9 protein-coding genes are annotated in these 12470 nt (G+C 52.4%); all 9 read right to left on the bottom strand.

The window, feature by feature from the left end; translation table 11 throughout:
- Positions 1-30 precede the first annotated feature (30 nt).
- Positions 31-630 carry a class I SAM-dependent methyltransferase gene (locus J9260_RS12865; RefSeq protein ID WP_210218138.1) on the bottom strand — a complete coding sequence of 200 codons (600 nt, stop codon included), beginning with the start codon at positions 628-630 and terminating at the stop codon, positions 31-33.
- Between the two features lie 147 nt (positions 631-777).
- A complete protein-coding gene (locus J9260_RS12860) occupies positions 778-3021 on the bottom strand; it encodes a beta strand repeat-containing protein (protein WP_210218137.1) in 2244 nt (747 codons plus the stop codon).
- Positions 3014-4615, bottom strand: a complete 1602-nt coding sequence (locus J9260_RS12855) for a DUF4214 domain-containing protein (RefSeq protein ID WP_210218136.1) — start codon at positions 4613-4615, stop codon at positions 3014-3016. Before J9260_RS12855 ends, J9260_RS12860 begins: the two co-directional genes overlap by 8 nt.
- A gap of 320 nt (positions 4616-4935) precedes the next feature.
- Positions 4936-5958 carry an FkbM family methyltransferase gene (locus J9260_RS12850; protein WP_210218135.1) on the bottom strand — a complete coding sequence of 341 codons (1023 nt, stop codon included), beginning with the start codon at positions 5956-5958 and terminating at the stop codon, positions 4936-4938.
- Complete coding sequence (locus tag J9260_RS12845) at positions 5955-8462, bottom strand: glycosyltransferase family 4 protein (RefSeq protein ID WP_210218134.1); 2508 nt, start codon at positions 8460-8462, stop codon at positions 5955-5957. The genes J9260_RS12850 and J9260_RS12845 overlap by 4 nt, the downstream gene beginning before the upstream one ends.
- Complete coding sequence (locus tag J9260_RS12840) at positions 8462-9487, bottom strand: FkbM family methyltransferase (protein ID WP_210218133.1); 1026 nt, start codon at positions 9485-9487, stop codon at positions 8462-8464. Before J9260_RS12840 ends, J9260_RS12845 begins: the two co-directional genes overlap by 1 nt.
- A 41-nt stretch (positions 9488-9528) precedes the next feature.
- Positions 9529-10449: a class I SAM-dependent methyltransferase gene (locus J9260_RS12835; protein ID WP_210218132.1), complete on the bottom strand. Its 921-nt coding sequence runs from the start codon at positions 10447-10449 to the stop codon at positions 9529-9531.
- The gene (locus tag J9260_RS12830) at positions 10439-11677 is read right to left on the bottom strand and encodes an ABC transporter ATP-binding protein (protein WP_210218131.1); all 1239 of its coding nucleotides are present in this window, start codon (positions 11675-11677) and stop codon (positions 10439-10441) included. The genes J9260_RS12835 and J9260_RS12830 overlap by 11 nt, the downstream gene beginning before the upstream one ends.
- Complete coding sequence (locus J9260_RS12825; RefSeq protein WP_210218130.1) at positions 11677-12465, bottom strand: ABC transporter permease; 789 nt, start codon at positions 12463-12465, stop codon at positions 11677-11679. The genes J9260_RS12830 and J9260_RS12825 overlap by 1 nt, the downstream gene beginning before the upstream one ends.
- Positions 12466-12470 lie beyond the last annotated feature (5 nt).

The raw sequence follows: 12470 nt of genomic DNA, 5'->3' as shown, positions 1-12470 counted from the left end.
AGGTGATGCCGTTATCGGCAGTGCGAGAGGTTAAGCAGGGAAATGCGCTAAGGCGAGGTCGCGGAGTTGCGCTTCGGGGAGGGCTTGCACACTGGCTAATGCCCAAAGGTCATAATGGGTGGGGCGGCTTCTGCTGGCGATGCTGCTAAATCCAGCGGCTTGCAGGGTGGCGGTCAGCACGGTTTGGGTAAAACCGCAACGGTGCGCCATATAGAGGTTGCCTTGTGCGAGTGCGGGGCGATGCCCGTACAGGATGTCTAGGGGGGTGATTGGCCCTGCGGGGGAGGTGTAAGCAGGTTCAGTCAGTTTGTTTTGCGCAACGAGGGTGCAGACGGATTGGAGATCAGGGCAAGTGATGACAGCAAAGCCATCGGTTGACAAGACCCGTTTGAACTCGGCTAACGCGAGCGGAACTTCGTGGGGGTAAAGGTGTTCAATATTGTGTGACGAGAACACAGCGTTGACTGAGCCATCAGCTACCGCTGCCATATCCGTCATTGTGCCAATAATATCGGGCGCAACAGATGCATCAATGTCAAGGCGCACCTCAACCCACTGCGCGGTGTTAAACCCAGCGGTGGTGCGGTCTTTGCGTTTCTGCCCACACCCAACATGCAAAAATCTTTTCATAAAAGGCTTATTTTTCCAATGAGCTATTTTCGAGAGTTTTTTATTGAAAAACAGAAAAGCCCACCATCAAAGACGGTGGGCTTATTTGGACTACTTGATCAGCTTACGCCTGAATCCCATACCTTGTGGGCAGAGGACTTTAAAGGATTAGCCGATAGCGGTGATATTGCCTCCAGCAAAGGTAAAGCCAGTCGCAGTAGACGTAACACCAGTCAACTGGATAAGCACATCGTTTGCACCAACGCCTGCGACGGCATCAGTTACAAACATATAGCTATCAGCACCTTCTTGCCAAACTACGGCTCTGTTGGCAGCACCACCACTCAAGGCCGCTTCAGCAGCTATTAAGTGTTGTGCAAAAGTAGTGTCAGCAGCGTTGAATGTTAAGAAACCCGCTGCACCAACAGTAGCAACACCCGCAGCCGCTGCGTTAGTTTGAGTACCAACAGCAAGTGCCGCAGCGAAATCAATCACGCTATCACCACCGAGGCGATAGTCAGTAATAGTATCGAACACCGTCGTGCTTGGTGTGGCATTGTCTCCAGGGGTGAATACAAAAGTATCAACACCTGCGCCACCTGTCAGCACGTCCGCGCCAGTGCCACCAGTGATGGTGTCATTACCGTCGCCGCTGGAGATGGTATCGTTGCCAGCACCGCCATTCAGTACGTCAACACCAGCACCGCCACTCAGTACGTCAGCAGCACCACCACCTGTCACGTTTAATGACAATGCAGCATTGGTCAGACCAGCCGTCTGCATATTCAATCCAGTGGTTGCTCCTGCTACAAGAGCATTATCAACCGCATTGATTGTCAGGATTTCATGGGTAGCAGCGATTGTAGCCGCACTAGTACCGTCTGCTGCCGCAGTGCTGTTGACCAAGGCATCAACAATGGCATTGTTCAACTCCAGCGTGCTGCTTACTGCTGTTGCAGTGTCATTCGTGAAGCTGATAACGCCAACGTTGGTGATGTTCGCCAAGTCGCCTGCTGAAACAACAGCCGCATTACGAACTTCCAGAATGTCAATATTCGCACTGTGCCCTGCCGTCGTGCCGGATGTTTGCGTGCCGACCACTACAGATGCTGTTGTTTGGTCTGCACCACCATCAATCACAGATGTGCCGTTGATGTTGACATCAGCGAAGACAAAGCGGTCAGCGGTCATTACTGTGCCAGCCGTAGCACTGGTTTCTTGACCGTTGTAGCTGAAGGCATTGTTAGCTGCCAAAGCGCGAGCATCAATGGTAGCACCCACGTTTGCAGAACCAGCGGCAGTCGTTGAATCATCGTTGTCGTTGATGATGGCGATCATGCTGCCGTTTGCGCCGTTGTTGTCAACCAGCAGGTCAGTCAGTGTCAGGTTGTAGGCGTTGGTTGCCAGCAGCGCATTGTTGCTTGCTACACCATTGCTAATCAGGCGGATGGTTTCCATGCCAGTGACGTTAGTCCACTCGGATGCACCCAAGCTGATAGCAACGCCGTTGCCGTCAATAGCCAAGGTATCGCTACCTGTGCCGCCTGCAACAGTGTCGGAGATAGTCAAGCCAGCACGGGTGTCGGCAAGCATGTCGAAGATAACAGTGTCGTCGCCGCTACCCATGGTGATGCTTTGCGCACCTGTTGCACTGTTGAAGTTGTTGCCAACACGTACAACCACATTGCTGCTCATGGCAGAGGCATTGATGGTTGCAGCACTGAGGCGTTCAGCAGCACCAGCCACAATGTCAGTAACCACGTTAGTATCACCAGTGCTTGCACCAGTCGTGTCGAAACCGAAAGCATTAGCAGTTGCATCCAAGTTCATGAATGTGCCGGATGTGCCGCCTGCCAGTGTGACGCTGGTATAAGCTGTACCATTGCCTTGAGCCGCACCCGCCAGATAGCCGTCAGCAGCCAAAAGAACAGTGTTGGACTCATTGTCGCTGTCAGTCAGGGTCAGGCTGGTCACCGCGTTAGTAGTGCCAGCATCTTGTGCAGTGCTGAAAGCTGAAGTGACACCAGTGCTGTTCAGGGCGCGGTCACTGTCCGTGTACAGTTGGAAGTTGAAGCGGTTGTCGCTGTTCACGCCGTTGGTGATGGTCAGGTTGACCGCTGTTACGCCGTCAGCCACATCCAAGTCAACAAAGTTGTCAGTCAGTGCATTGTTAGCAGCCGCTGGAGCAGCCAGCGTGGTGCTGCCAGAGTGGGCGATGCTGATAGTATTGGCTTCATTCGCGCTCAGGTTAACCACGTTGTAAGTGGTTGTTTCACCAGCTGCGGCAACAAATGCATTGTTGGTATGATCACGCAGCTCAATGGCTTGGTCACCTTCGGCTTCGTCAGCACGTAAAGCTAAAACGTTTGCAAGACCAACGTCATCCGCAGTGTTAAGTATTAAGTCAAGCACCTGCCCCGCCAGAAGTAGTATCAGTGTTCCACAACTGGATGTTCTCAACGCCAGTGACATTGTTGCCAGCGGTATTGAGGGCGATGGTGTCAAGTGTCGCGGCAGTGCCGTTGCTCAGGCGCAGGGTATCAGTGCCAGCACCGGTAGCGATGCTGTCATTAGTGCCGATTTGCTCACTAACGCGGATAGAGTCATTGCCAGTGCCGCTGGTCAGGGAGAATGCGACGTTGCCGTTAGATGCGCCGTCTGGGGTGGCAGTCATCACGCCATTAGCCAGTGTGAAGGTCAAGTTGCCAGTCAAAGCACCCGCCGCCACTGTGGTCAGTGAGCCTGCTACGTTGGTTTGACCGCCGATAGTCATGTTCTGGCTACCGTTGATGGTCAATGTTTGCAGGTCTTCTGCACGTAAAGTGGTGATGGTGTTAGCAGAACCAGAAGAAACCAGCGTCAAAGACTCAATGCCTTGATCCACCGTGCCGTCACTCACGTTTTCTTGCACAGTCAGTGTGGCAACGTTGACGTTGCTCAGTGTCATAGTGCTGGCATCTGCCGCACCAGAAGCCCCGCCGTTAGTGAACAGGAAGGAAACGTTTTGTTGTGCGTTGTTGGAGTCCGTGAGGGACATCGTAGTCGGCACAGCCTTCATGTTGTCAACAGTCGCAGTAGCAATACCATCGCTCACGCGGGTGATATTGACCGCTGTTGGCGCAGTAGAGTCTTGCAGGTCAAGTTCGTTAACCGCGCCAGCACCAGAGCCAGTGAAAGCCACGTTAACGGTTGAGATGCCGCTGAGCTTAGGGGTAACGATCGTGCCTTGCGCGCCTGCGTTCAAGCCATCAATATTGCCTAAAGTGGCATTCAGGGTTGCGTTAACGCCCGCGCCAGTCAGGGTGTCTTCATCTTGCAGTGCGTTGATGCGTGCGTTGCCTGCTGGGGTATAAACCAAGCTGGCATTGAAGACGTTAGCGGTTGCATTGTCTGTGCCGTTGGTGAGGGTGAACGTAGTGCCGTTGGGCGTGGTGCCACCGCCGTCAGTTGAGCCAGCAGCCACAGCAGCAGCTACAGCAGCATTCAACGTGGCAGCAGCCGTTGCAGTCGCCAGTGTCGCTGCATCAGTAACAGTAGCTAACCAGCCGCGTGCGGAAGCAGAAGAACCTGTGCCTGCGTAGCCAGTGATCTCAGCTGTGGTGTCCAGTGCTGCGGTGAACGCTGTAGCTGCGCTCAGTTTGCTGGCAATCGCGGTAGCGTCAGTGCCTTGAGCACTGTAGGTCAGTTGCAGCACTAAACCTGCGAAGGTTTCAGCACCACTGGCTAAACGTGCTGCCCAGTAAACTTCGCCTGCGGGTTCCGCAGAGCGACCGAACAAATTTTGGTAGGCTAACTGAACAATTTGTGCATTGGTCAGGCCGGTATACATATTGCTGAACTCGGTGGAAGCACTGAAGCCACTATGCGCCAAAGTGGTCAGTTCTGCTTGAGTTGCGGCTCTGTCTGCTGGCAACTTACTTTCCCAGTAAGCCAAGCCGACCGGATCTGCCGGGCGGCTGAAGTAAGCTGTATACAGGCGTTGGACTGCATTGGTATTAATACCCATAATTATTTAACTCCAATTTGGTTGAAACAATGGTCTCGACGGTAGTAAGCGTAGACAATCTTTCTCGAAAAGTAAATTGCATTGTTCACTTAACTAAGTACTATTCTAGTACGAATTTAGGTGCATTTTCTAAACATGTCCCTGATGATATTGCATTACATCCTTAGGATCGCCTAGATAATACTGCATCTGTATCCAGATTACAACAACCCGTCCGACTGTCGCTAGATTACAACACTCGCAGATGTTGTCAAGCGATTATGGCAGTGCAAGATTATGTCCACAAGTCTTTGATGGTTTTTTCTGACAAACGTCATTTCTTAGTTATTTCGCGATAATGAGTGATAATCAGTGGGATTTAGCCAATATTGGCTGCCATCTACTAAGGTTTTACCGACAATTGAGCTGTTTTTCCCCCAATCCACCCGACAAGGCTTTTCACGGTGTAGCTGCCAGCCGTGGGCAAATAATAGTTCCACTAACCGCCCTTCGATCGGGCGGCTATGCGTAGCGACCATCAGCGAGCGCACATGGGTATTCACCCAGTCAATCTGATCTTGTAGCAGATCGGCTTCCGCGCCTTGGATGTCAATGTGCATAAAGTCGATTACGCCCAGCCCATCCAACAAAGTGTCTAGCCGACGGCAGGGTATCGCGTTGTGTTTTAGTGTTGTCCCCCGGTAGTCGGTTTCCTCTGCATGGGCACTGGCGGCTGCCCCCATGTCATCCACTGCCGCTTCTGGGAACCAGATTTCGCCGTCATGCGTCCACACCGCGCCGTTAAAGAGGCGGGTGAAACTAGACCCTAGCTGTGCATCTTCCGCAGTGGTGGCAGAGGGGCGTAATTGGTTGGTCACTAAGTGTTGCTGCATGAGCTGGAAACGGCTGGCGGATGCCTCAACCCCCACCAGTTTCAGCTCGGTGATCCCTTGGCGTAAAGCGAGTATACCCGCTAACCCAATCCAAGGCCCCCAGCCTGCGCCAATCTCAACCGCACAAAAACTAGCGTTGCCGCGACTACGCCGGAGCGCATCACATACTGCCACGTACTCGATGCCCTCGGCATGGAAGCCATCGTCCGGGAGTGGCATGGTTAAGCGTTGTAGGTTGAGGCTGCCGGGTTGTACAAAAGGTACACTACTGTATAAAGTCCTGACACCGAATCCGTCGGTGTAACCTGTGGCATCGGTACTGGCAGTAACAGGGGTGTATTGCTCTAATAAGGTGCTATCCCCCGCTTCATAACCGGGGTAGATTTGCAGCGGGAATGCCTCATTGTTGGCGTTATCCGTTAATACACTGCATACTCGCTGGCAGGCTCTTTTGAACACGTGCTTCATCATAGTGTGATATTTCCGATAAGTTGTTGAGTGCTTTCTTGCCAAGTGAGCCAAGGCATCCCTCTCGACTGGGGGGCAAGCCCTGCAACATCTAGGGACAGCCATTGCTGGATAGTCGTCGCTAGGGCTTGTGGTTGCAGGCCATGAAAATAATGGGCGTATGCTCCAGCGACTTCTTGGAATACCGGCAAGTCACGGGCAATGATAGGTAGCTTGTGTTGTGCTGCCTCAATCAGCGGCAGGCCAAAACCTTCCCCTTCGCTGGCGGCGATCAAACAGGTACTGACCGCATAAACCTGTTGCAGGTATTCATCACTGATACCTTCCAGCCAAAACAGGCGTTGACCGCCCTCGGCGTGGCGACGTAGCCGTTCTACCAAAGTATCCACCAGCCAGCCATGCCGCCCCACTACCACAAGGTTGATGTCAGCTTGTTGTTGCCATAACAACTCAAACGCCGCCAAGGTTTGAGCGTGGCCTTTGCGTGGCTCGACTGTTCCAACCATTAAAAAGGTGGGTTTACTGCGTAGCAGTGCTAGTACTTGTGATGCATTGTCGGGTAATCCGTTGCTAGGGAGGCTGTTTTCAATGTCTGCCCCTAAGTGGAAGCTGTGGATGCTAGGCTGAGTCAGGCGGGCTGATGGGTGCTGCTGCAACCAGCCGCGCAGGTCGTTGGCAACGGCAGCAGAAATGCAGTGCAGTCCATCTGCCACGGTGGCAATATTGCCCAGCCAAGCTCCGAAGGTTTCCGCAATGCCTTGTGGCCACCATTTTGGATGCTGCAAAGGCAGGATGTCGTAGACAATAAAGTGGAGGCGCACGCCGCGTTGGCGCATTTGCTGGTGCAGGCTGTGCACGGCAGGGGAAATGTGCAGGTTGAGGTCAAGATCTAGATAAGTGTCATCTTGGCAATAGCCAACTGGCATGTCTTGGCTGCCCCAGTCTTGGGTGCCGATGGCGAGGTTATGGGTAAAGGCATTGGCGTAGCAATAGCCCACGCCATCGAAGTAGATGGGTCTGACAGTTGTGCCGGGGGGGGGGGCTTTGAGAAGCTCCAGCAAGATACTGCGGATGACCCGCTGAATGCCGGATTTGGCATCACGCCGCACCAAGTCGGAGATGTCAACCAGCAGTTGCTGTCCTGTTGGGTTGCCTAAGTTGAAGGCGATGGTTTCGGCGGTTTGCAGCAGGTCGCGCTCACTGGGTGTACCTAGTGCCGGGGGGATGGCTGCAATGGCTTGGATAAGGGCTGTTTCCGTCACAGCTTGGCATTGGCGGCGCGGCGCGGCTGGGGCAAGGGTTTCCAATGCTTGCAAGGCGCGTTGGGCGGTCTTATCCCATGAAAATTGCAGGGCTTGGTGTTGCCCGTGTCTGCGTAATTGTTGCCGGAACTCAGCATCCGTCAAGGCTTGAGCCATTTTTTCCATGATGGATTGGGGAGAATGCGGGTCAAACAAAGCCGCGTCCCAACCAATGACTTCGGGGATGCTGGTGCTGTTAGCACCGATGACTGCTGCTCCACAAGTCATGGCTTCCAAGGCAGGTAATCCAAAGCCTTCGTGTTTGGAGGGGAAGACAAACAGGGTGGCAGCAGTGTACAAGGCGACCAGTTCGGATTCTTCCACGTGACCGGCAAGGATCAGCTCACTATTGGCTAGTCCGGCCTGTTTGCTGTATTGCCGCAGTTGTCGGTCTAAGCCTTCACTGGATTTGCTGGCGATGACCAGTTGGTGTTGACGGCGTAGTGTGGGGGGTAATAAACCGTAGGCGGCGATCAGACCGTCAAGGTTTTTACGCGGATCAAAGCCACCTGGTGCGTACAGGATAATATCGCGGGTAATGCCCAAGCGTTGACGCAACGTCGTCAGCACTGATTCCGGTTCTGGACATGGCTTGAAACATGCGTTGGCAGCGGTTGAGATATTAATGACACGCTCAGGGGAGAGGCTCAGTGTACTGATCGCTTCTTGGCGTGAATGGGCTGAAATCGCCAGCAACATATCCGCTTTTTGGAGTGATTGTAGCTTGCGTTCATAATATTGTCTGCTGCTAACAGTAGACAGGTAGGTGTCGGGGTTCAACCAAGGGATTAGGTCGTACAGCACCACAACTGTACGGAAAGGGGATGCGATTGCGCCAACGGCAGTGCTGGCATCGTCCAAGTAGCCTTCAAACAGGCTGGTGATAAGCACAATATCAGGTTGTAGTTGTTGTAAAAAATGTTCACGGATTAGCTCGGCGGTGTGAGTGCGCCAAGCGTTTCCAAGAGCGTTTTCCGCGATTGGTGTCGGTACGGCAAACAAGCGGATACGTTCTGGTGGGATCAATCCCGCAAATTCCGCACGCAGTGCGTCGATACCTGAGGGGAACGCAGTGTTGAGAGTCAGCCAAATGTCGTGGTTGGTGGTATTGGCAGCGATGGCTTTAGCCAGTGACAGGGAGTAACGCCCGATACCCCGGAAGCGGCTTTCTGTTTGTGCGCCTTGGAGGTCAATGACAATCCGCATCAGGGTTTTCCTCCGGTGCTGATGGCTTGTTTGAGTGCTGCGTAGAGGCGGGCAGCACGGGGCGAAAGCCGTGCTGCTGTTGATATGCCACCACTGATGGGGGGCGGGGCACTGGTCGGCCAGTTACCAAGAGCCTTCGACGACGGTTGTTTGCCGAGCCTAAAGACTGTCTTGATGCGTTGTGCCATTGCTGTTGATTGGCGTAATGGGCGGGTAATGCGCCATGAGCGGCTGTTTATTAGGTTGCGGATATACGCTTCGGCTTGTGCGGCACGGGCTTCGGCTTGTGCGGCACGGGCTTCGGCTTGTGCGGCACGGGCTTCGGCTTGTGCGGTACGGGCTTCGCCTTGATTGAAGACATCTAGGCATAGGGATGAGTTTGCCGTTAGATGGATGTCGTCGAAGACATTGGGCGGTGCGGCGAAGGCCGCTGCCAGTTCCGTGTGTTCTGGTGCAAGGTAAAAGCGGTTTAACCCGTCAAAGTAGGCAAATTGGTAGCCAGCGGTATCCAGTAAGGGTTCCCAAGCAGCATGGTCGGTCTCGGATGAGCCGGGGATGGTGGCTTCTATGACAATGATCCAAGGCCGTAGGGTGGTGCTGTCCCAGCCTTTGAGGATTTGCCCTTCCAGTCCTTCAGCGTCAATTTTTAGCCAGTGGATTTCTTTACCTGCCCAAGGAGCCAAAGCGGCATTGAGCGTGGTACTGGTGACTTGTAGGCACTGGTGGTCGAACCCTCGGGTTGCGTGGTGTTGTTGGGCGTAGGCAGCAACCGCAGTGCTAAGTCCCGTTTCGGGGATGACATTGAGTTCAAGGATACCCTCGCTGTCGGACAGGGCGATTTCCAGTACGGTTTCATCCGGGCGGTCTTGGCGGAGCATTTGCGCATAGGCGGGCACTGGCTCAATGTGGATGCCACGCCAACCGCGTTCGTAAAAGGCTTTGCTGACCGAATCAATGATGGGGTGTTGCGCACCCACATCAACGTAACAGCCTTTTTCAATGTGTTTTAAGGCACGCCAAAGCATGACATCTTCAAAGTTTTGTGCGTAAGAGATAAAGGGCATGGTTATTTTGGAGCGAGGATTATATTCATAAATTCACCATCCTGTATAAAGACCTCGATATCAAGTCCGGCTTGTGATGCAAGGATGGTGCGCGATTTCCCTAGGTAGAAAAACAGGTGGAAGCGGGTAAATTCGTAGAGGTACTCAAAACAGGGGGTCGCATGAGACATTTTCCCATCGCTTTTGAGCAGGCTGCGCATTATGCTCAGCTCGCGTGCTGGGTGTCGTAAATGTTCCAGTACATTGTTGGAAAAAATGCCGTCAAACCGCATGGCGGCGAGTTCTTCCATGCGTGAAATGATATGGGACGAGTGAGTGGTGGCGGAGTTGTGAGGCTCATAGCCGTACACATCCCAGCCTTCTTGCCGTAGTTTTTCGATGGTTTTTGACCATGCCCCGGCTCCCCAGTTGAGATATATCCCATCTTTACGGGGTTGCAGGGCATGGAAAGCCCTGATTTCTTGTGCAGTGGAATCACCCTCGGTAAACAGTTGGTAATGCCATTCGTAGTCCCTTGATAGCTCGGCTTCTGATAGCCGCAGCATTTTTTCATCCCCAAAAATGAGGTCGCATTCGGGGCATTGGTGGCGGGTCAATGTGCCTCCCCCAAAAATGCAGGCAGTCACCCACTCATTGAACGCGCTGACCTCATTGTGGTGACCGCACAATGGGCAAGTCATATGGCTACGGGGGGGGCGTTGCCGCTCAAGTAGGTCAACCATATCCCATTTGACGCTGATTTGGTGGTGTAAAAGTTGCCGCTGGTTCTGGTTTGCCATGATTTTCATGGCTTGAAGCGTTGCTGTTAGTCCGTCAAGCGGTTTTTCTGTGCCTTGCTGTTCCATTAGCCGTTTGAGTGTCGCCTGCCGGATGGCGGTAATGCCAAAGAGGCCAAGGAGCCAGTTGGTGAGTTTAGCCAGCATTATGGGGATTCCTGTGTAGGGTAATGCGTGGTTCGAGCCAAGTACAGCCCGTGAAAATGGGCTTATCGATGTTGACTACTGTGAAAAGCAGTGCCAAGTCCCGCCATTCGTAATTGTTGCCCAAATGCGTTTCGTGATCGGTCAAAGCAGTAGTGATAGAGTAATGCCCAGGGCCTAAATTGGCAGGGAAGGTGAAGTGGTATTCTACTGAGTCCCCTGCATTCACGTCATTCAATGGTTTATCCATGTGATGGGTATTGGTACCATAGATGGTTTGTCCTAGGCGGTCTTTGATCAAATAGCCTACGATCATGCGTGGCAGTGGCTGATGGATTTGTATACTGAGGCATAAGGTTAAGATTTCACCCACGTTGACTGTTTCCACGACCACACCTGCTGCATTCAGCAAGGTTGTCTTAATGACGTTGGCTTCGTTTGTGCCTGAGACAGTTTGTACCCGCCCGTCACGTAGTTGTTTTTGAGTAACCGTTGTGTTTTTGCGTTCGGCTATCAGTGCGTTATAGAAATCCATAATTGTTTCAGGTTCGCCTTCTAGAGCCACGCTGCCTTGATCCAGCAGGATTGCGCGGGTGCAAATGGATTGAATGGCGGCTTTGTCGTGAGAAACAATCAGCAAGGTAGTGCCTGCCTTGGCAAATTGGCGGATACGTTCGAAACTTTTGTGTTGAAAATGGGTGTCCCCAACGGATAACGCCTCATCTACAATGAGTACGTCAGGGCGGTGGGCAGTGGCTACACTGAAGGCTAATCGCATTTGCATCCCACTGGAATAGGTTCGGACGGGTTGGTCAATGTATTCGCCGATTTCGGCAAAAGCCTCAATTTCAGGCATCAGGCGGATGAGTTCCGCCACGCTGTGACCGAGTAATTGACCTGCCATGAGAACATTTTGGCGACCGCTGAAGTCAGGGTGGAACCCCATGCCTAGCTCAAGCAGAGCGGCTACCCGCCCACTTATGTGTACACTGCCAGTGGTGGCTTGCGCTGTGCCTGTAATGAGTTTGAGTAGAGTACTTTTGCCTGCTCCGTTGATGCCGATAATACCCACAGCTTCACCGGGAGAAATAGCGAAATTGATGCCTTGTAATACCCAGTGCAGTTGATGGCGAGGCTTATGGGATGGGAGTATCCATTCAGCCAGCCTCGCCCAGCGATTGGGGTATTGTTTATAAGCTTTTCCGAGATTAGAAACGAGGATATTGCCCATCAGAGTTCATCCACCATTTCGCCGGAATGTTTGCGGAACAGGCGCAATCCTAATAGACAGAGGAGAGTTGCCCAAACGGCTGGATACCATAAAGCCCACCAATTGGGTGCTTGAGCACTGACCAGAACTTGCTGGTATGCACCGATGATAGAGGCCATTGGATTGGCTCGCATAAGGCTTTGTACCGTTTCGGGTAGAATTGAGCTGGAGTAAACAATAGGGGTGAACCAAAACCAGAATTGCAGGAAAATACTGAAAAACTGTCCTACATCCCGGAAAAAAACATTCAGTACCCCCAGTGTCATACCTAAACCAATAGCCAAGGTAATTTGTAGAAGCAGGACGGGAATGATGCCAAAAAAAATCCATCCCGGAAAGTTGCCACTGATGATCAGGAATAGCGTGAATAGCACGAAAATAATGCTGAAGTTCAATACGGCACTGAAAACGACAATAATCGGTAGGCTTAAACGGGGGAAGCTGATTTTTTTCAGCAAGTTGGCGTGCTCTAAAAAGATATTTTGCCCACGTCCTACAATTTCAGCGAATAATCCCCAAGCCAAAATGCCAGCACAGAGATAGATACTATAGGCAAATGCATTATCCACGTTTGGCAGGCGGGTTTTCATTACCTCTGAAAATATGAGCGTATAGATGCTAATCATGGCCAGTGGGTTGAGTATTGTCCATGCTGCACCCAATAAGGAATTTTGGTATTTTAGCCGGAACTCCCGTTTCACGCTTTCTAATATAAATCCCCGATAGTTCCAAAGTGCTGTTGTAATCATTATGG

The sequence above is a fragment of the Thiothrix unzii genome (genome assembly GCF_017901175.1).
Taxonomy (GTDB): Bacteria; Pseudomonadota; Gammaproteobacteria; order Thiotrichales; family Thiotrichaceae; genus Thiothrix; species Thiothrix unzii.
The sequence above is the reverse complement of the archived record's forward strand: the minus strand, read 5'-3'. Positions and strand labels throughout refer to the sequence as shown.

What these genes read in the sequence shown, in the direction of transcription:
- J9260_RS12845 (WP_210218134.1), bottom strand. Translation starts at nt 8,462, where the DNA reads ATGCGGATTGTCATTGACCTCCAAGGCGCACAAACAGAAAGCCGCTTC.
- J9260_RS12835 (WP_210218132.1), bottom strand. Translation starts at nt 10,449, where the DNA reads ATGCTGGCTAAACTCACCAACTGGCTCCTTGGCCTCTTTGGCATTACC.
- J9260_RS12825 (WP_210218130.1), bottom strand. Translation starts at nt 12,465, where the DNA reads ATGATTACAACAGCACTTTGGAACTATCGGGGATTTATATTAGAAAGC.
- J9260_RS12855 (WP_210218136.1), bottom strand. Translation starts at nt 4,615, where the DNA reads ATGGGTATTAATACCAATGCAGTCCAACGCCTGTATACAGCTTACTTC.
- J9260_RS12840 (WP_210218133.1), bottom strand. Translation starts at nt 9,487, where the DNA reads ATGCTTTGGCGTGCCTTAAAACACATTGAAAAAGGCTGTTACGTTGAT.
- J9260_RS12850 (WP_210218135.1), bottom strand. Translation starts at nt 5,958, where the DNA reads ATGATGAAGCACGTGTTCAAAAGAGCCTGCCAGCGAGTATGCAGTGTA.
- J9260_RS12865 (WP_210218138.1), bottom strand. Translation starts at nt 630, where the DNA reads ATGAAAAGATTTTTGCATGTTGGGTGTGGGCAGAAACGCAAAGACCGC.
- J9260_RS12830 (WP_210218131.1), bottom strand. Translation starts at nt 11,677, where the DNA reads ATGGGCAATATCCTCGTTTCTAATCTCGGAAAAGCTTATAAACAATAC.